The sequence below is a fragment of the Planomicrobium soli genome (assembly GCF_003014655.1).
Taxonomy (GTDB): Bacteria; Bacillota; Bacilli; order Bacillales_A; family Planococcaceae; genus Planococcus; species Planococcus soli_B.
The window spans coordinates 24143-43896 of record NZ_PYAT01000020.1 but is presented as its reverse complement, the minus strand read 5'-3'; the positions used below and the strand labels follow the sequence as shown (position 1 = coordinate 43896).

Annotated in this window: 21 protein-coding genes; 4 read left to right on the top strand and 17 right to left on the bottom strand. The window is 43.3% G+C overall.

Annotation, left to right across the window (positions count from 1 at the left end; translation table 11 throughout):
* Positions 1 to 377 precede the first annotated feature (377 nt).
* Positions 378 to 1244 (bottom strand): nucleotidyltransferase-like protein, encoded by an 867-nt coding sequence (locus tag B0H99_RS16565; RefSeq protein WP_106534797.1) that lies wholly within the window; start codon positions 1242 to 1244, stop codon positions 378 to 380.
* Between the two features lie 185 nt (positions 1245 to 1429).
* Between B0H99_RS16565 and B0H99_RS16560 the strand changes: the two genes are divergently transcribed.
* Positions 1430 to 1777, top strand: coding sequence for a YgzB family protein (locus B0H99_RS16560; RefSeq protein ID WP_106534796.1), 348 nt, complete (start codon positions 1430 to 1432; stop codon positions 1775 to 1777).
* A gap of 96 nt (positions 1778 to 1873) precedes the next feature.
* Here the strand turns inward: B0H99_RS16560 and perR are convergent, their stop codons facing one another.
* The 4 genes from perR to bcp form a co-directional block, all read right to left on the bottom strand.
* On the bottom strand, positions 1874 to 2317 hold the full coding sequence (gene perR, locus B0H99_RS16555; RefSeq protein WP_106534795.1) for a peroxide-responsive transcriptional repressor PerR: 444 nt from the start codon (positions 2315 to 2317) through the stop codon (positions 1874 to 1876).
* 123 nt (positions 2318 to 2440) lie between these two features.
* Entirely contained in the window at positions 2441 to 2992 is a 552-nt protein-coding gene (locus B0H99_RS16550) for a cob(I)yrinic acid a,c-diamide adenosyltransferase (protein WP_106534794.1), read from the bottom strand.
* A gap of 2 nt (positions 2993 to 2994) precedes the next feature.
* Positions 2995 to 3936, bottom strand: a complete 942-nt coding sequence (locus B0H99_RS16545) for a D-2-hydroxyacid dehydrogenase (protein ID WP_106534793.1) — start codon at positions 3934 to 3936, stop codon at positions 2995 to 2997.
* 18 nt (positions 3937 to 3954) lie between these two features.
* Positions 3955 to 4431 (bottom strand): thioredoxin-dependent thiol peroxidase, encoded by a 477-nt coding sequence (gene bcp, locus B0H99_RS16540; RefSeq protein WP_106534792.1) that lies wholly within the window; start codon positions 4429 to 4431, stop codon positions 3955 to 3957.
* A gap of 119 nt (positions 4432 to 4550) precedes the next feature.
* Here bcp and B0H99_RS16535 point away from each other — a divergent pair, with 119 nt between their 5' ends.
* Both B0H99_RS16535 and B0H99_RS16530 read left to right on the top strand, forming a co-directional pair.
* Positions 4551 to 5837, top strand: coding sequence for a glutamate-1-semialdehyde 2,1-aminomutase (locus B0H99_RS16535; protein WP_106534791.1), 1287 nt, complete (start codon positions 4551 to 4553; stop codon positions 5835 to 5837).
* A gap of 43 nt (positions 5838 to 5880) precedes the next feature.
* Complete coding sequence (locus tag B0H99_RS16530; RefSeq protein ID WP_106534790.1) at positions 5881 to 6966, top strand: FUSC family protein; 1086 nt, start codon at positions 5881 to 5883, stop codon at positions 6964 to 6966.
* A gap of 34 nt (positions 6967 to 7000) precedes the next feature.
* On the opposite strand, the gene nikC is transcribed toward B0H99_RS16530, so the two are convergent.
* The 9 genes from nikC to mutY form a co-directional block, all read right to left on the bottom strand.
* Complete coding sequence (nikC, locus tag B0H99_RS16525; RefSeq protein WP_106534789.1) at positions 7001 to 7888, bottom strand: nickel transporter permease; 888 nt, start codon at positions 7886 to 7888, stop codon at positions 7001 to 7003.
* A 17-nt stretch (positions 7889 to 7905) separates the two neighbouring features.
* Positions 7906 to 8910, bottom strand: coding sequence for an ABC transporter permease (locus B0H99_RS16520; RefSeq protein ID WP_106534788.1), 1005 nt, complete (start codon positions 8908 to 8910; stop codon positions 7906 to 7908).
* Between the two features lie 105 nt (positions 8911 to 9015).
* Positions 9016 to 10638, bottom strand: a complete 1623-nt coding sequence (locus B0H99_RS16515) for an ABC transporter substrate-binding protein (protein ID WP_106534800.1) — start codon at positions 10636 to 10638, stop codon at positions 9016 to 9018.
* Positions 10639 to 10667: 29 nt separating this feature from the next.
* Positions 10668 to 11651 carry an ABC transporter ATP-binding protein gene (locus B0H99_RS16510; RefSeq protein WP_106534787.1) on the bottom strand — a complete coding sequence of 328 codons (984 nt, stop codon included), beginning with the start codon at positions 11649 to 11651 and terminating at the stop codon, positions 10668 to 10670.
* Positions 11626 to 12645, bottom strand: coding sequence for an ABC transporter ATP-binding protein (locus B0H99_RS16505; RefSeq protein ID WP_281258878.1), 1020 nt, complete (start codon positions 12643 to 12645; stop codon positions 11626 to 11628). Before B0H99_RS16505 ends, B0H99_RS16510 begins: the two co-directional genes overlap by 26 nt.
* A 156-nt stretch (positions 12646 to 12801) precedes the next feature.
* Positions 12802 to 14547 carry an ABC transporter ATP-binding protein gene (locus B0H99_RS16500; RefSeq protein WP_106534785.1) on the bottom strand — a complete coding sequence of 582 codons (1746 nt, stop codon included), beginning with the start codon at positions 14545 to 14547 and terminating at the stop codon, positions 12802 to 12804.
* A gap of 59 nt (positions 14548 to 14606) precedes the next feature.
* Positions 14607 to 15152 carry a nucleoside tri-diphosphate phosphatase gene (gene ntdP / locus B0H99_RS16495; RefSeq protein WP_106534784.1) on the bottom strand — a complete coding sequence of 182 codons (546 nt, stop codon included), beginning with the start codon at positions 15150 to 15152 and terminating at the stop codon, positions 14607 to 14609.
* Positions 15153 to 15255: 103 nt separating this feature from the next.
* The gene (gene fabL / locus B0H99_RS16490; protein WP_106534783.1) at positions 15256 to 16002 is read right to left on the bottom strand and encodes an enoyl-[acyl-carrier-protein] reductase FabL; all 747 of its coding nucleotides are present in this window, start codon (positions 16000 to 16002) and stop codon (positions 15256 to 15258) included.
* A 2-nt stretch (positions 16003 to 16004) separates the two neighbouring features.
* Positions 16005 to 17075, bottom strand: coding sequence for an A/G-specific adenine glycosylase (mutY, locus tag B0H99_RS16485; protein ID WP_106534782.1), 1071 nt, complete (start codon positions 17073 to 17075; stop codon positions 16005 to 16007).
* Positions 17076 to 17203: 128 nt separating this feature from the next.
* On the opposite strand from mutY, the gene B0H99_RS16480 reads away from it, so the two are divergent.
* Positions 17204 to 18184 (top strand): metal-dependent hydrolase, encoded by a 981-nt coding sequence (locus B0H99_RS16480; RefSeq protein WP_106534781.1) that lies wholly within the window; start codon positions 17204 to 17206, stop codon positions 18182 to 18184.
* Between the two features lie 131 nt (positions 18185 to 18315).
* Here the strand turns inward: B0H99_RS16480 and B0H99_RS16475 are convergent, their stop codons facing one another.
* The 3 genes from B0H99_RS16475 to recX are packed head-to-tail and all read right to left on the bottom strand — an operon-like array spanning position 18316 to position 19709.
* Positions 18316 to 18573: a YfhJ family protein gene (locus B0H99_RS16475; protein ID WP_106534780.1), complete on the bottom strand. Its 258-nt coding sequence runs from the start codon at positions 18571 to 18573 to the stop codon at positions 18316 to 18318.
* A gap of 4 nt (positions 18574 to 18577) precedes the next feature.
* Positions 18578 to 18910, bottom strand: coding sequence for a YfhH family protein (locus B0H99_RS16470; RefSeq protein WP_106534779.1), 333 nt, complete (start codon positions 18908 to 18910; stop codon positions 18578 to 18580).
* On the bottom strand, positions 18903 to 19709 hold the full coding sequence (gene recX / locus B0H99_RS16465) for a recombination regulator RecX (RefSeq protein WP_106534778.1): 807 nt from the start codon (positions 19707 to 19709) through the stop codon (positions 18903 to 18905). Before recX ends, B0H99_RS16470 begins: the two co-directional genes overlap by 8 nt.
* Positions 19710 to 19754: the final 45 nt, after the last annotated feature.

The window sequence follows — 19754 nt, the reverse complement described above, 5'->3', positions numbered from 1 at the left end:
CCGACCGCTTGCGCGGCCATCGCAGAAATTTGTTTCGGCGTTCGGAACGCCTCAACAATGTTTGTTGACGTTTTGCTGTTCAGTTTTCAAGGTTCGTTTTGTTCGCCCTGTAAAAGCGACTCCTCTAATTTAACATCGTTAACTTTCAGAGTCAAGCGTTTTTTTAGGTTTTTTATTATCGCAGAAAACTTAATTGCCTTAGCGACGTGTATTATCATAATACGTATTGCCTAGTCCTGTCAACAATAAATTTTAAAAAAGTTAAACCATTTAAAAACCTGTTGTCTTTAAAACTATTTCATTATTACTTAACCCCCACCTTTCACCCTTTCCCCAAATGAAAAGGAGCTGATTTCATAATAGAAATCAGCTCCTTTTTAACCTTTAACATAATAGTAACGATGGAAGATTCCTTCACTTTTTGTCTTTACTCCTTTAACTGATATTAAGTCTTTCTCTACTAAATATTCGATAAAGACTTCTAAGTCTGAAGAGTAGTTTTTCAATTCTTCTTGTTCATGAAGTTCTTGGATCGTCCAACTCTCCTGCTTCTCCATCACTTCTCTAATATGTTGGGCTCCATCATTTGTCCGAGAATGGATATGGAATTCACTTGCTAAAAATAATAGTTCCAACCTTTTATGGATCGGTTCGTCACTTAAGATCAATTCTTCGTATAGCTTATAGATAGATGGTTCCATTTGTTTAACCTGCGACCAGACGGTCACTTCAGGAGGAAGCCCATTTTCCAATACAGAGAGCCGGGCCAAATTATGAAGTGATTCTACTATATGATTATAAGCATCCATATAATTCTTTTCTTCAAAAAATACTTTCCCTTCCAAATAACGTCGTATAAGCTTCGCAAATTCGATTCCCATCTTGATCTTTCGTCCGTAAAACGGATAGTCCTTCAATTCAGTCTTCAGCTTTTCCATAAATTCATTGCGGTCGTAAATGATCCGCCCGTGAAAGAGCCAGTCTACAATTTTACGATTGGTTCCCAGCAAAAGCCATTTTCGCAATTGCTTTTCAGTTACAATATGCATTGCTGCTTTTTTATCTAAGTATGTGTAATGTTTAGTGAAAACAGATGTATCGTTTTCTTTTGTAATAATCAGCAGCACCGAATCGAATGTATCGGTGATCGGACTGACTTTTTCCCTTTTCTCTACCAATACTACACCTAGGGTGCTTTCTTGGCTGGCGCGTTCCTGATAAATTGGCCGTAAAATTTGCTCCATTGAATTTCACTCCTTGAGTGGCTAACTTTTCGTATCTTCTTTCTTAAACTAACTGAATAAAAAAGCTCTTTTCCCCTTTTTCTCTAATTCGACATATTTCTATTAGATTCCTTCATTCGAAAATCATTATCACTTTTGAACACACATTATGATATAGTATGATGGATGCAAGGAGGAACGAAGAAATGAAACCTTATAAAAATAAAATCAATCGAATCCGGACTTTCGCATTGTCGCTGGTCTTTATCGGAATCGTTATTATGTACGTTGGCATTTACTTTAAAAACCAACCGTTAGTTATGGTCATCTTTATGTTGCTTGGTGTGTTGGCAGTCGTAGGAAGCACAGGGGTATATGCATGGATTGGACTTTTGTCAATGAAGACTGTTCCTGTAGAATGTCCAAACTGCGGCAAACAGACAAAAATGCTTGGCCGGGTAGATATGTGCATGCACTGCAATGAGCCATTAACGATGGACCCTTCCCTTGAAGGAAAAGAATTTAACGAAGAATACAATAAGAAAAATTCTTAACTATAACGAGAAGCTCCACCGGACATACAGTCCAGTGGAGCTTTTTTAAATTCTATTGCTGCATCGGCAATAAAAAAATGAGCATGGTAATCATGCTCATTGTGCTTTAGCAGGTTTTTCTACACAATCCTTACATGTCCCATAAAGCTCTAAGCGGTGATAATCCACTTGGAAACCTGTTACATGGGAAGCTAAATGCTCCACTTCATCCAAACCAGGGTAATGGAAATCGACGATTTTGCCGCAATCGCTGCAAATCATATGGTAATGGTCATGTGTTACAAAATCAAAACGGCTTGAAGAATCACCGTAAGTCAATTCCTTTACCAGTCCCGCTTTTCGAAATACACGCAAATTATTATATACTGTCGCTACACTCATATTCGGGAAAGTTTTCTCTAATGCGCGATAAATGTCATCCGCTGTTGGGTGTGCTGTTGAATGAATCATATACTCCAGAATCGCATGGCGCTGGGGCGTGATTCGTACACCTGTTGACTTCAAAGCATCAAGCGCGTCTTTTAATTGAACTTCAGACATCGCTGTGCACCTCACTTCATAAGTATTCTTACATTGTAATCGTTATAATTAGTGTACTTAAAAAGGAGGCTGGATGTCAAGAATACACCATATTGCAGTATTGTTCGGGGCTTTTTGTCATATTTATTGGCTGTGAAGTTCCTGTTCTTTCTTGCCAAGCTTAATGTTCACGAATCGGGCTGCGACAAATAAAAAATCAGACAAGCGGTTCAAATAAGCCAGTACAGTAGGCGAAACCTCTTCCCCTATCGAAATTGCGGTCCGCTCGGTACGGCGAACGACGGTACGGGCAACATGAAGGGCCGCTCCTGCTGGATGCCCACCCGGCAAGATAAAATTATCCAACTGTGGTACTTTCTCGTCATACAGATCAATCCATTGTTCAAGCTTCTCGACATCTTGCTCAGTCAGCTGCCATTTAACTTCTTTGCCTTTCGGCGTAGCAAGTTCCGCTCCTACATGGAACAACTTTGTTTGAATTTCATGGAACGCTTGATTTAGTTCTTCTTTTCCCTCAAAAAACTCTTCGGCCATATGGCCTACTGCCAAACCAATCATTGAATTCGCTTCGTCACAAGTTCCATATGCCTCAACCAGCACATCATTTTTGGCAACTCGGCTTCCGTATACAAGGGAAGTCATTCCCTTATCTCCTGTCTTCGTGTAAATCTTCATGGTCAATACCCCTTTTCCAGATTAACAAGATTTGTTGGGTTAAGATCTTCCGAGAGCCACTTGTGCAAATTGGGAATAAAAATATCCAACGCACGGTCTACGTATTTTTTTGAGTGGCTGGATGCATGAGGTGAAATCACAACATTTTTCATACTCCAATAAGGATGTTCGGGTGGCAGCGGTTCTTGTTCGAAAACGTCGAGCACCGCGTATCCAACAGCACCGTTTTCAAGCGCTTCCAGCAAAATTTGGTCTTCCACCAGATCACCTCGTCCGAAGTTCATGAAAATGGCATCCTTTTTCATCGCTTCAAAGTGTTCCTTTTTCAGCATGTGCTTTGTTTCTTTAGTGCTTGGCACAACCGAGATGATAAGGTCGGCTTCGGGCAGCTTCATCAGGATATCTTCAAAGGACGTCATTTCATCCATATAATCTGCGGCACTTCCAGATCGATTGCAGCCAATTGTCCGAACGCCGAATGCTTGAAGAAGCCGGCCAATTTCAGAACCAATTGCTCCAGGACCGAGGATCAATGCGGTTGAACCAAATAGTTCGGATGAACCGGTCTTTCGGTTCCATTGGTTATTTTGCTGACTCTCATAAATAAACGGTAGCGAACGTTTCAAGGCCAGCAAGTGAGCCAGTACCGATTCGGCCATTGGAGTTTTGTGGATGCCTTTCACATTCGAAACGGCAATTCCGCGTTCTTTCATTGCTTGGAGCGGCATTTTTTCCACTCCAGCACTCGCCACCATAATCCATTTCAACTTTTCAGCTTTGCTGATATCTTCCTCTGTTATATCTTCCCCATACGTTACTAAGATGTCCACTGACGGCAAGCGGGACTTTTCTTTGTACGTAAAATGAAAATCAACATCAGGAAATTCTTTTTCGAGTTTTTCCTGATGGGCTGTTTTTGGTAGAAACGTAAACAAAACTTCCATTCCGGTTTTCTCCCCTTTTCACTGGCTGCTGAGTGTTTTCAATATCTCCAAAACTTCTCTAATGTGGTCAGCTACTTTTACTTTCCGCCATTCTTTGATGATCGTACCGGTCGGATCGATCAAGAACGTCGAACGCTCGATTCCCATAAATGTCTTGCCATACATTTTTTTCTCCACCCATACTCCATATTCCTCCGACACTTTGTGGTCTTCATCCACTAAAAGCGAAAATGGTAGACCGTGCTTTTCGATGAATTTGTTGTGCTGATCAGCAGAATCGGCACTAACGCCAAGAATAACGGCGTTCATTTCAGAGAAATCCGCTTGCGCATCCCGAAAATCACAGGCTTGTGTGGTGCATCCCGGCGTCATGTCTTTAGGGTAAAAATACAATATGGTATATTTTTCTCCCCCAAAATCTTTCAATGAAACAATCTCCCCGGCTTCATTTTTCAATGTGAAAGCCGGTGCTTGCAATCCTTCTAAAGTGGCCAATTCCATCACTCCTTTTCTTTCCTCTATCGTAACCAACCGGAAGACAGGTTTCAATTTCTTTGGCACTCATGAAAAATATTGTCTACAATAAGAAAGAGCAATAAATAGGAGGCTTTAAAATGAAACATACAATCTCGGAACAACTGCACGAAGAAGCATTGCAGCACATCGTTGGCGGAGTCAACAGTCCATCACGATCCTATAAAGCTGTAGGTGGCGGTTCGCCTGTTTCCATGGAACGCGCAAAAGGCGCTTATTTTTGGGATGTCGATGGAAATAAATACATCGATTATTTGGCAGCTTATGGACCGATCATCACCGGACACGCCCACCCGCACATCACAAAAGCCATCACTCATGCCGCAGAAAATGGCATTTTATATGGAACGCCGACACGGCATGAAATCACTTTCGCCAAAATGTTGAAAGACGCAATGCCTAATATGGACAAAGTGCGCTTTGTCAATAGCGGCACGGAAGCGGTCATGACCACAATCCGCGTATCACGCGCCTATACCGGCCGCACGAAAATTATGAAATTTGCCGGCTGCTATCACGGACACTCTGATCTCGTTCTTGTTGCAGCTGGTTCCGGACCGGCTACTCTTGGAACGCCCGATTCTGCTGGCGTACCCAAAACAATTGCTGAAGAAGTGATTACCATTCCATTTAACGACCCTGACGCTTTTTCAGAAGCCATGGACAAATGGGGAGAAGAAATTGCCTGTATCCTAGTAGAGCCGATTGTTGGAAATTTCGGCATTGTGGAACCGAAAAAAGGTTTTTTAGAAGAAGTTCACCGCATCGCAAAAGAAAAAGGCTCTTTGATTGTTTATGACGAAGTTATAACGGCTTTCCGTTTCCACTATGGCGGCGCGCAGGACCTTCTTGGTTTGGTTCCGGATTTAACTGCACTCGGCAAAATCATCGGCGGCGGTTTACCGATTGGTGCATACGGCGGCAAAAAAGAAATCATGGAGACAGTCGCTCCTCTTGGACCAGCATACCAGGCGGGAACAATGGCTGGAAATCCAGCGTCTATCCAAGCGGGCATTGCCTGTCTAGAAGTGCTTCGTGAGGATGGTGTATACGAGAAAATGGACGAACTTGGCCGTCTTCTTGAGGAAGGGATTCTTGCAGCTGCAAAAGAGTTCAGCATCACTATTACCATTAATCGCCTGAAAGGCGCCTTAACGATTTACTTTACAGATGTGAAAGTTGAAAATTACGAACAAGCTGAAGCAACAGATGGGGAAATTTTTGGGCGTTTTTTCAAATTGATGCTTGAGCAAGGCATTAACCTAGCCCCTTCAAAATACGAAGCATGGTTTTTAACCACTGAGCACACAAAAGAAGATGTTGAAATTTCAATCCAGGCTGTCCGCGAAGCATTCAGACAGCTTTGATCGAGAAAATCCGCCATCGTAAAAGAAAGGAGAGCTTCATAACATGCAATTGGGCGCACGTATATTTAAAACTGGCATAGCAATTTCCTTAGCATTGTTTTTGGCTAATTGGCTAAATCTGCCAATACCTTTCGTGGCGGGAATATCTGCGATTTTTGCTATACAACCTTCAGTATATCGGTCATACCTAACAGTCTTGGACCAAATATACGGCAATTTGATTGGAGCCATTCTTGCAATCATCTTTGTATTGACGATCGGTTCTAATTATTTGACGATTGGGCTTGCCGCTGTTTTGGCAATTGTTATTATGGTGAAGTTGAATCTTAATAACCCGGTTCCTTTAACGCTTGTGACGCTTATTGTCATTATGGAATCGCATCAAGAACAGTTCCTGGAGTTTGCAGGGCTTCGGTTCTTAACAATACTGCTCGGCATTTTGTCTGCCTTTATCGTCAATATGATTTTTCTACCGCCTAAATACGAAACGCGGCTCTTTACATCCATCCATCAAGTGACGGAAGAAGTGATTCGCTGGATACGTGTTTCCATCCGGCACGCATCCGACTATTCTTCTGTCAAAAACGATATCAGTAAATTATCCGATAAACTGGATAAAGTAGATCAGTGGTATTCATTTTATAAAGACGAACGCAACTACACAAAAAAGCAACAATTTATAAAAGCCCGAAAACTGGTCTTATACCGGCAAATGATCGCCACTTCTAAAAAGAGTTTGGATGTGCTCAAACGGCTTCACCGTTATGAGAACGAAATGACCGATCTTCCCGAGCATTTCCATATGATGGTGCAGGAACGGCTCGAAAGCTTGGCTAGCTATCACGAACAATTGTATATGAAATATGTCGGAAAGCTGCGGCCTGAACATAGTGAAACAGCAGGAACAGATGCCGTGTTAAAACGCCATGAAGTAATGGATGTTTTTATCAGAGAAATCAATTTAGCCCATGAAGATACAGCAAGTGAATTTTCAACTTATCATTTGATGCATATATTATCTGCAATTTTGGATTACGAAGAACAATTGGAGCATTTGGATCTGCTTATTATCGCTTATTTGAATTACCACTCGGATGAAGTGGGTTCTGAATTGGAAAACACCATTTAAAAAACGTGCCTGGGCAATTGCCCAGGCACGTTTTTTATGATTTCATCCGCGGGTCTAGCGCATCGCGCAGACCGTCGCCCATTAAATTAAATCCTAAAACCGTCAGCATGATGGCAATACCGGGAAAAATCATGGTCCAAGGCGCATTGGTCAAGTAAGACCTGGAATCCGCCAGCATTTTCCCCCATTCTGGAGACGGCGCTTGTGCGCCGAGCCCTAAAAATCCGAGTGCAGCCGCTTCGATAATGGCAGTTGCAATTGCAAGTGTCCCTTGCACAATAACTGGCGCCATAGAATTCGGCAAAATATGAGAAAATAAAATTCTGTTGTCTTTCATTCCAATCGCTCTTGCAGACATAATATACTCGTCTTCTTTAATGCTCAATACTTTTGAACGGATCAAACGCCCGAAGTTTGGCACGTTGATCAGCGCAATAGCAATCAATGCATTGCGTAGCGATGGCCCAAGGACCGATACTACCGCAATCGCCAACAAAATGCTTGGAAATGCCAACATGATATCAAAAATGCGGGATATGATGGTATCTACCCAACGGCCATAATAGCCAGCAATAATTCCTAATGTACTGCCCACGACAGCAGATCCGATAACCGCTAAAAAGCCGACCCATAAGGATATTCTTGCGCCGTATACAATTCGCGACAGAATATCTCGGCCAAAATCGTCTGTGCCCATCCAATGTTCACTGGAAGGAGGCAGCAGCTTATTGGCCAAATTCTGTTCGTTGATTCCTTGTGGGGTAAAAAGCGGACCGAAAATCGCCATTAAGACAAAAAAGAGAACAATTCCCATACCGACTACTGCCACTTTGCTTTTTCGGAATCCTCGCCATGCTTCTTTCCAAGGCCCCGCCACTTTTTCCATTTTCATTTCATTTTTATCGATAGCTGATTGTGCCATTCTGCTTCTCCTCCTTCCTATTCATATTTAATGCGCGGATCGATCAAACCATAAAGCATGTCCACTAGCAAATTGATCATGACAAAAATAAACGCGACAATTAAAATTCCGGATTGGATAACTGGATAATCCCGGAAACCGATCGCTTCGTAAATATAGCGGCCGATTCCTGGCCACCCAAAGATGGTTTCTGTCAAAATAGCTCCGCCAAGAAGCAAGCCCATTTGAAGTCCGATAATGGTCAAAACTGGGATGATCGCATTTTTCAGAGCATGTTTGTAGACTACACGGAACATTTTCAATCCTTTCGAACGTGCAGTCCGAACATAATCAGAGCGCATCACTTCGAGCATACTCGAGCGGGTCATCCGTGCAATGATGGCCATCGGAATTGTCGCAAGTGCGGTTCCTGGCAATATCAAATGCTTCAAGACAATGGAAAATTGGGCGAAATTCCCTTGGATCAATGTATCGATCAAATAAAAGTGCGTTATAACATCAACCGGATCACGGACATTTTCTCTTCCTGTCGTTGGAAGAACCCCTAATTCAATTGAGAAAATCCATTGATTCATCAACCCCAGCCAGAATATCGGCATGGATACTCCAATAAGTGCAATGATCATCGCCAAATAATCAAACCATGAATTTTGAAACCAAGCGGAGATGATGCCTGCGTTGATGCCAATAATAACAGCAATGATGATGGCGAATACAGACAATTCAATAGTAGCCGCCAAATATGGCCATACTTCATCTGCCACTGGATTTCTGGTACGCAGTGATTCTCCTAAATCACCGGTAAAGAGCCCTTTTAAGTATTCAAAGTATTGGATATACCAAGGATTATCTAAACCGAGCGTCGTTCTTAATGCTTTTATTGCTTCTTCGGATGCTTGCTGGCCTAAAATAACTTGAGCCGGATCTCCCGGTATCGCGCGGATGATCAGGAATACGATAAAAGTCATGCCCAACAAGACCGGAATCAATTGGAAAATACGGCTACCAATATAGTGAAGCATTTTCTCCACCTCTCCATCCCTTGCAGTATGTATAAAAAATCATCTGAAATTGGTTAACCTAAGAAAAAAGGAGAGAAATCAATATGACCTCTCTCCTTAGAATGCCTACTGCAAATCAACAGTCGATAGTTTATCAGAGCCTGTTGGGTGTGCTTTAAAGTTCGTTACATTTTTCCCGCCCGCTAATAATGGCGTTGAATGCGCAAGCGGAACCCATGGTGCATCTTCGTGGATAATTTCTTGAGCTTGCGCGTATAATTCATTACGCTTGTCTTCATCCACTTCTGTTTGCGCTTTGATCAAGATATCGTGTAATTCTTGATTTTCGTAATATGCGTAGTTATTTGAACCGATATTGTCTTTGTCGAGCAATACATATAGGAAGTTATCGGCATCGCCGTTGTCCCCTGTCCAGCCTAATAAGAAAGCGTCTGCTTCTCCAGCTGCTGCTTTTTCAAGATAAGTAGCCCATTCAAACGAAACGATTTTAGCGTTAACACCAATATCCGATAAGTTTTTCTGAATTGCTTCCGCCACTTTTTGGCCATCCGGCATATACGGACGAGGAACTGGCATTGCATATAGCTCCATATCAAAGCCATTTTCAAGTCCAGCTTCTTTTAATAGTTCTTTTGCTTTTTCAGGATCATACGGATAAGGTTCGATGTCATCGTTGTATCCGCTGATTGATGGTGGAATCGGGTTTGCCGCAACATCTCCACGCCCTTCGAAGAATGCATCAACAATAGCTTGTTTATCGATTGCGTAGTTCATTGCTTGACGCACTTTTGGATCATCAAAAGGTTCGCGTGTATTCGTCAATCCTAAGTAGCCTATGTTCATGGAAGGACGCTCGAACAATTGAAGATCGGCATTTCCTTCGATAGTTGTTGCGTCTGATGGCGTGATGCCATCTGCCAAGTCAATTTCACCAGACAATAACGCGTTCAAACGAGCCGAGTTGTCCGGAATCGAACGGAATACAACTTTATCCAATTTCGGTTCGCCTTCGACCCAGTACTCATCGAATTTTTCTAACGTTACTGTGTCGTTGCGTTTCCATTCGACAAATTTGAATGGCCCGGTTCCTACTGGGCTGTCGCCGAACTTGTCGCCAGCTTCTTCAAAAGCAGTTGGTGATGCAATCCCGAAAGAACTCATCGCCAAGTTTTTCAAGAAAGGCGCTTGTGGACGTTTCAATTTGAATTCTACTTCGTAATCGCCAGTTGCAGTAACTGATTCGATAACATGGCCTTCATCGCTGCCGAAGCCGCCAAACATTGAACCATAGTAAGGGAATTTATCAGCATCTCCGCCTGCCCAGCGTTCAAAGTTTTTAACAACTGCCTCTGCATTGAAATCTGTTCCGTCATGGAACTTCACGCCTTCTTCCAATACAAAGTTGTACGTCAGGCCATCTTTAGCCGCTGTCCACTCTTTTGCTAATCCAGGGTGAATTTCTGTATCTTGCTCACCAAAGTTTACCAATGTATCAAAAATGTTTTTCGTGACTTTGTAAGACTCGCCGTCAGTTACTACGATTGGATCGAGGGATACAGAGTCACCGCCGCGTCCAAAGATCAGTGTTTTTTCTTCCGCTGTTTCCTCTTCATCTCCGCCACCGCTTTCGGTGCCTTCTGAAGTGTTTCCTGAACTACAGCCGTAAAGCGCTGTCGACAATAGCATCAGCATAAGCAATGCTAGTGACAAGAACTTTTTATTTCCCAAATTAACCCCTCCGTTTGTGTTTTTTATTATCATTGCGGCCTGGACTCTTCGTAAAGATGGCAGGCTACAGAATGACCTTTTTCAACTTCTGCAAAAATCGGCACTGTTGTTTCACAAATATCCATCTTAAAAGGGCAGCGCGTATGGAACCTGCAGCCGCTTGGAGGATTTGCCGGGCTTGGAATATCCCCTTTGATCACAATTTGCTCCCGTTTGAAATCCGGATCCGGTACGGGAACAGCAGCGAGCAGGGCCTGCGTATACGGATGCAGCGGCTTTTCGTAAAGATCTTCGCTGTTGGCTAGTTCCGCCATCTGCCCCAGATACATTACGCCTACGCGATCACTGATATGACGGACTACCCCAAGATCATGGGCAATGAATATATAAGTAAGTTTCAGCTCCTTTTGAAGATCCTGCATCAAGTTCAATACTTGCGCCTGGATAGAAACATCAAGGGCTGAAACTGGCTCATCTGCAATAATCAGCTTTGGATTCGTCATCAATGCTCTGGCAATGCCGATGCGCTGGCGCTGTCCGCCGCTGAATTGATGCGGATAGCGTTTGGCATGATAGCTGCTGAGACCGACAATTTCTAGAAACTCATGTACTTTCTTTTTTCGTTCTTTCGGATCGCCGATGTTGTGGACGTTTAACGGCTCCATCAGAATTTTTTCGATGGTGTGGCGCGGATTCAACGAGGCATAGGGATCTTGAAATACCATTTGAATGTCACGGCGCGCTTTTCTCATTTCCTGATTGGAAAGTTTGGTAAGCTCCTGGCCATCAAAAAACACTTTGCCTTCTGTTGGGTCCAATAAGCGCATAAGCATTCGTCCGGTCGTCGATTTTCCGCAACCGGATTCACCTACGATACCTAAAGTTTCGCCTTCGGCAACAGTAAACGAAACATCATCGACAGCTTTTACATGGTTCTTTACTTGCCCAAACAGCCCCGACTTTATCGGGAAATATTTTTTAAGTCCTTCAACTTTTAATAGCGGTTCGGTCATGCGCCGTTGCCTCCTTTGGATCAAATAGGAAACAGCGTGTTTTGTGGTTGCCCGCTGTTTGATACAAGTCTGGATTTTCAGTGATGCATCGGTCAAAGGCAAATTCGCAGCGCGGGGCAAATTTGCATCCCGTATGGATAGTTCCAGGTTTTGGCACGTTTCCTGGAATAGAGTAAAGGCGTTCTTTCTTAAAGCGCATATCTGGCACAGATTCAAGAAGTCCGCGCGTATAAGGATGCTGCGGATCTTTGAAAATCGTTTCCACTGGACCCTCCTCGACCACTTTTCCTGCATACATGACGATCACCCGTTCACACGTTTCCGCCACTACACCCAAATCGTGGGTAATCAATAAAACTGCAGTATTTAATTTTTCGTTTAGATTTTTAATCAAGGTCAATATTTGGGCTTGGATCGTTACATCGAGGGCGGTCGTCGGTTCATCAGCAATCAGCACTTTTGGATCGCACAACAAAGCCATTGCAATCATGACCCGCTGCCGCATTCCGCCTGACAGTTGATGAGGATATTCTTTCATCAAATCTTCCGCACGCGGCAAACCGACCAAACGCATCATTTCAACAGCGCGGTCCTGAATTTGTTTTTTTGACCAGTCGCGTTTGTGGATTTTAATTGCTTCTCTCAATTGATCGCCGATTGTAAAAAGAGGATTTAAAGAAGTCATAGGCTCCTGGAAAATCATCGCAATATCATTACCGCGGATTCCACGCATTTTTTTCTCAGGCAGCTGGGTTAAATCTTTATCCTGAAATAAAATTTCACCGCCGGTAATCTTTCCAGGTGGGCTTGGCACAAGGCCCATAATCGACAAGGAAGTAACGCTTTTTCCGCAACCGGATTCTCCTACGATGCCTAACACTTCCCCTTCTCGTATGTGAAAATCTACATTATCCACAGCCGGAACTTCTCCATCATCTGTGAAAAAGGACGTTTTTAACCCTTTTACATCTAATATCTTTTTGCGCTCCCCCACATCCTCACCCCTTTTCCGCTTCATTGTTCTGAAAATTATTTTTATTCTTATTATACGTAATATTAGGTTGATTGCAATAGTATCCTAAAAACTTCCGGCTTTTAGACTCATTCCAAATATATAAAAAAGCCCCCTAAAATGGGGGCTTAAGCACTATTATACGAAATGCTGTACTTGAAACAGATTATGGTATATTCCTTGGCGCTTCATCAATTCGTCGTGGGTTCCTTTTTCAACCAATTTGCCGTGGTTGATTACAAGGATCTGGTCAGCATGGGTAATGGTCGATAAACGATGCGCGACAATCAAGGTGGTCCGGTCATGCGCTAATTTTTCAAGCGAGTCCTGGATCAAAGATTCGCTTTCCAGATCCAACGCGGATGTCGCTTCATCCAAAATAAGGATTGGCGGATTTTTTAGGAAAACGCGGGCAATCGCCACACGCTGCTTTTGCCCGCCAGACAACTTGACGCCACGCTCACCTACTTTGGTGTCGTAGCCTTCCGGCAGCAATTCGATAAATTCGTGTGCATTTGCCGCTTTCGCCGCCGCTACCACTTCTTCATCCGTGGCGCCAGGACGGCCCATAAGAATATTGGATTTTACCGAATCGCTGAATAAAATTGAATCTTGCAGCACTAAACCGATCTGGTCCCGAAGCGAATGGATCGTGACATCTTTTAAATTATGGCCATCCATTAAAATGCTGCCGTCCGTTACGTCGTAAAATCTTGGAATAAGGGAAACGATGGTGGATTTCCCGCCGCCGCTCATTCCGACAAACGCAACCGTTTCACCTGGCTTGACCGTGAAGTTCAAATCGGACAGGACTGCTTCCGTACTATCGCTGTAATGGAAAGAAACACCACGGAATTCCAGTTTTCCATCCACGTTTTTTAAATCGCGGGCATTTTCTTTATCCTTCACATCATAATCTTCATCCATCAATTCAAAAACGCGGTCCATCGACGCAAATGATTGAGTCAAGGTGGTGGATGAATTGACCAGACGGCGAAGCGGATTGTACAAGCGTTCAATATAAGCGATAAATGCTACCATTGTTCCGACTGAAAGATTTCCCTGTATTACTTGATAGCCGGCATAGCCTATCACTAATAATGGAGCGATATCGGTTATGGTGTTGACGACCGCAAATGCTTTGGCATTCCACTTCGTATGATCAACCGCCTTTTCAAGAAATTGATCATTGTTTGCATCGAAGATTTTTTGTTCATGTTTTTCCAGTACAAAGCTTTTGATGATGCTCATTCCCTGGACTCGCTCATGCAAATAACTTTGGACATTCGCTAACGCTTGAGAGCGTTCGCGCGTCAAGTCCCGCAAGCGGCCAAAGAAATATTTGACGCTGAAAGCATAGAATGGAAATGCCAGGAGCGTAACAAGTGTCAGCGGAACATCCATTGTCAGCATAATGCCAATCGCAATCAGAATGGTCGCAAGGTCAAGCCATAAATTCATCAAGCCAATCATGACAAAGTTTTTCGTTTGCTCTACATCGTTTATGACTCGGGAAATCACTTCCCCTGCCCGTGTGTTGGCATAAAAGCGCAAGCTTAAGCGCTGCATGTGGCCGTATAGTTCCTGACGAATGTCGTAGAGGATTTTATTGCTGACAAGTTGCGCATAGTACTGACGGTAGTATTCAATAGGAGGACGGAAAATAAAAAACAGAATCGCAGTACCGCCAAGCCACATGTAAAGCTGCCTTAGCTTTTCACTACTTGATAAAGCTTCTGCTCCGATAATGTCATCAATTACGATTTTGATAAGCAACGGGATAAAAAGCGGAATGGCGAATTTAAATATTCCAATGACTATAGTTAAGAAAATTTGCCAATTGTACGGTTTGACAAACTTCATGTAACGCTTCATGCTGCTCAAGGCTTTCACTCCAATCTTTTCAAAATGAAAAACCTGTTGCCAGGCAACAGGCTTTCATTTTACTCACGAATCTTGTATTGCCTATGAAATTCATAGCGATTCGTCCATACTTCAATGAAGTCCGGGGCGAATGGGCCTCTCCGCTGTTTGATCCAGCCGATCAACTTTTCCACATTGCGATGAAGAATTTGATCGATCACTTCAGGATATCCCATTTGCCGTTTATGTTCCTCATATTCGTCTTCATCCAACAGCGTGTATGACATGTCCGGAAACACTTTTACATCCAAATCATAATCGATGTATTTTAAAGATCCATTATTATAAACGAATGGAGAACTTACATTGCAATAATAATAGACCCCATCTTCACGCAGCATGCATATGATATTAAACCAATGTTCCGCGTGGAAATAACAAATGGATGGTTCACGCGTCAACCACGTTCTGCCATCGGATTCTGTCACCATCGTCCGCTCATTTGCACCAATTACAATGTTGTTTGTTCCTTTTAGTACAGTTGTTTCCTGCCAGACACGGTGGATTCGGCCGTTGTGTTTGTAACTGTGGATTTGTATCGTTTCTCCCTCCGCAGGAATCGCCATGTACCATCCCACCTTCTTGTCTAAACCCTATATTTTCTGCTATTTCAACATTATATCAATCAATTCTGAAAACATACAGTAATAAGACGGAAGGACCAAAGGATTATAGGACGACTGAGCGGCCGCCGTCGACGATAATTGTCTGTCCGCGAATCATGTCTGCAGCATCTGAAATCAAGAACAGCGCCGTTTTGACCATGTCGTCGATTTCAACCATGCGCCCTGCTGGCGTATTAATGCGTGCATCATTCAGTAATTCCTCGCGGTTCGGGAAATGTTTCAGCGCATCTGTGTCAAGCGCTCCGCCGGAAACCGTATTGACCGAGATTCCTTTAGGCGCTAGTTCCACAGCCAAATAGCGGGTGATGGATTCAACAGCCGCTTTTGATACTCCGATTGTTGTATAGTTCTCCAAATACCGGATTGAGCCGAGCGAAGAAATACCGACAATCTTGCCGCCTTTGTCCATCAACTTCGCAGCTTCCTGCGCTCCGAACAGCATGGCTTTAGCGTTGATGTTCATCGTCCAGTCCCAGTGAGATTCTTCCAACTCCATGATTGGGCGAAGAACGCCAGAAGCTGCATTGGAAACAAATACATCCAAACGGCCAAATTCTTCTTTGATCGTTTCAAACATGCCGCGCAATTTTTCAACGTCGCCGACATTGGCGCGTACAAGCAACGCTTTTTGACCACGCGCTTCCACTTCTTTAACCGTTTCAAGTGCAGCAGTTTTGCTGCGGGCATAGTTGACCACAATGTCATACCCTTGGTCAGCAAGCGCAATTGCCATCGCCTTGCCGAGTCCTCTGCTGCTTCCTGTTACTAATGCTACTTTTTGTTCTGCCATAATCACACATCTCCTCTAAGTTGTAATGCTGTTTTCATTTTTTGAACAGGTCCAGCTATCGGCAATAAATCCAGTTCTTCTGCCGTCACCCATTTCATATGGGGAGGAATCTTTAAATTTTTTCCTTTGGCAATAAAGCCATCCACATTCCATGTTAAATGAGAAAAGACATGTTTAAAAGAAGTTATTTTTTCAACGCCATCAACTACACCGCTGAAATTCTCGGAAAGCTCTTCCTCAATTTGGAGCGGGAGCACCTCATCTGTTAATTCCATCATTGGAAACTGCCACATGTTTGCCAGCAATCCAGTGGTCGGCCGTTGTTCCATTAAGATGGCGTCTCCTTCTTTAATCGCTATCATTGCAAACTGCATGGCCTTGTTTTTCTTCGCCTTTGTTTTGATGGGCAAATCATGCTGTTTGCCTTTATCGAAAGCTGCGCAATGTTCCCGCACCGGACACAACAAACATTTCGGCGATGTCGGTGTACAAATTAAAGCTCCGAGCTCCATCAACCCTTGGTTGAATGACGACGGATCTTCATGGCTGATGATTTCGGTCACCGCTTCTTCAAATAATTTACGTGTCTTCGGCTTGGCAATATCTTCTTCAATCAACAAAATCCGCGATAACACGCGCATGACGTTTCCATCAACGGCATGTTCAGGAATGCCGTAAGCGATGCTCAAGACGGCACCGGCTGTGTACGGTCCGACTCCTTTTAGAGAAGAAAAATCTTTTCGGTTGTCCGGCACAATGCCGCCGTAATTTTCCGCCACTTCTTTAACTCCAGCCTGCAGATTGCGCGCACGGGAATAGTAACCGAGCCCTTCCCATTCTTTTAGCAGGATTTGCTCATCCGCTTCTGCAAGGTCATACAATGTCGGAAATTTCTCGACAAATCGTTTGTAATACGGGATAACGGTATCTACCCTCGTCTGCTGCAACATAATTTCAGAAATCCATATTTGATAAGGATCTGCAGTGCGCCGCCACGGCAAATCCCTTTTTTCTGCTAAAAACCATCCAATTAAATCTTCTTGAAATTGCTTTTTATCGATGTTGATTGTCATTGCCTCCAATTGGGAAGATTATTTCCCAAGAATTTCGGGTATTGTAGCATCATTAGTAAGTGTTATTATTTTAACAAAATATAGCGATTACAGACAAAAGTTATCTTTTAAAGAAAGGGGATGAAGCAATGGATACAGGCACCCACATTGTGATGGGCATTTCACTTGGCGGCCTTGCCATGGCTGATCCGGCAGTAGCTGGACATCCGATCACCATGACTGCGGTAATCGCAGGAACCATCATCGGCTCTCAAGCCCCTGATATTGATACGGTTTTAAAATTACGAAATAATGCCGTTTATATCCGGCATCACCGCGGCATTACTCATTCCATACCGGCAGTTATCATTTGGCCGATTTTAATAACCTTTGTTTTAGGAATGATCTTCCAAGAAGCCAACTTACTCCATCTGTGGCTTTGGACGTTTTTAGCTGTATTTCTTCACGTCTTTGTGGATATTTTCAATTCGTATGGTACACAAGCTCTTAGGCCATTCTCAAACAAATGGGTCGCGCTTAGTGTCATCAATACGTTTGATCCGATCATTTTCGGCGCCCATCTGATCGCTTTGATGTTCTGGGCGTTCGGCACAAACCCGGTTTGGACGATCGCTACCTTATACGTTGTTCTATTCTTTTACTATGTGATCCGTTTCGCAGTGCAATCGGCAGTAAAGCATGCTGTCCGCAACACTATCCCAGACGCCGAAGAAATCATTGTCGCACCGACTATGCGCTTTTTTCAATGGCGTATTGCGGCAGACTCTAAGCGCCACCATTATGTAGGACGGGCTTACGGTCGGTCAATCAATATTTACGACAAATTTCCGAAAACACCGTTGCCGACTTCCAATTTGATGCAGGCTGCTTTAAAAGACAAAAACGTAGCGGCGTTCGTTTCTTTCTCCCCTCTTTACCGATGGGAAATTAGTGAAATTGACGATATTTACGAAGTCCGTTTGATCGACTTGCGATACCGCAGCAACGACTACTATCCGTTCGTTGCCGTTGCACGCTTGAATCATGAATGCAAAGTGATTCAGTCCTACACCGGCTGGATCTTCAGCGAAGATAAGTTGAGAGAAAAACTGGATTTTAGTATGAATTAGCGAAAACCGGAAGTTTTTTTCTCTCACGCTTGGAGTTGGAGATTGGTCCGTACTTTGGGACACCAACTACAAAAAAAGGTTTCTTTTATAACAAGCTAAAACGCACACTTTGGCAGTGTGCGTTTTTTCATTTAATCTTGTTCGTTCAGCAAATGTGCGTATTTCGGATTGCGTCCGGCAAATTCATGGATTTTGTCACCGTAGCTTTGAATCCATTGGCGGATGACTTTTTCAACCACAGCCGTCCCCTGGTAATCGTAACCGGCTTTGGCGTAAGAAGCCTCGAAATCCGATACCAATAATTCAATCCACACACGAGCTTTTTCTTCTGACAAATTCGGATTTTTTTCTTGCAATTCAGCGGTCAATTCTTCAATCTTTTCATTCATCCTGTTACATCCCTTCTTTCAATGGACGGAGCATGGAAATCGGCAATGCTTCCAAATGCCTTTCGCCGCCGAGACGGTATCCCCAAGCAAAACGGCCGTTAAAATAATCAATCTTGAAATATTTACCCGGATCGCCCTCGATCCGATATACTTCGCCTTTTTTAAAATCATTTGGATCCATCAAATAGGCGGCTGCCATAATGGCCTTACGCTCCAGCACTGCAAACTCGTTGACTATGCCGAGCTGCTCTGCTTTTCTCGCCTTTTCTTTCAAGCGCGCGATTTCAGCGCGCAATTCATGTTCAGTCATCTGGCTATAACGCTTATGCTCAGTCATTTTCTTGCTCCTTCATATCTAAATATTCATTGATTACTTCTGCCGGAAAACCTTTTTGATATAAACCTTGTTTGACTTTCGATTTCAAATCATAGCCCGTCAATTTACTGCTATGTTTTCTCCATAATTTATCGCCTTGTTCTTTCACACTGTCCGTCCACTGGTCTTCATCTTTTTCCAGGTCCAGCCCTTCAACTGCTTGCTGGATAATTGCACGCGAGTAGCCTTTTCGCATCAAGAAGTCATTAATTTTTTGTTTGATTTGGCTTGGGGTTTTCTTTTGTTCTTTCGTTGCGATTTTCTCTGCCAATCCTCTTGCGATTTCCAACTGCTCTTCTTCTGAATAGGAATCTAAAACGTCTTTTTGCATTTGTTTGTCAATTCCTTTCTTTTGCATGTCTTGCTGAATGGCTCTTGGCCCTTTTTTTCCGGACTTCATTTGCGTCCGCATAAGCGCTTCTGAAAATGCACGATCATCTAGAAATTTCAGTTCATATAACTTTTTAACCGCTTCATCTATGACGGCATCGCCGTATTCTTTTTCTTTCAGCTTTGTTCGCACTTCTCCTTCGCTTCGCATACGAAATCCAAGATAATGCAAAGCTGCATTGAACGCTTTTCGGATTTGATCTTCAAATACCATTTCTTCAATGGTCCATTGATCCAATTCTTTCCCTTTTGTGAGCTGGTACCTGACCAGTACCGCTTCATCCACACTAAAAGCAAACTTCTCCTCAAAGAAGATATTGTATCTTTCAGGGTTATTTTTACCTTGCGAGATTTTTGTAATAATCGGCATTAACCGGCACCTCTCTTCTCCATTTATTATACACCTTATGCAAGC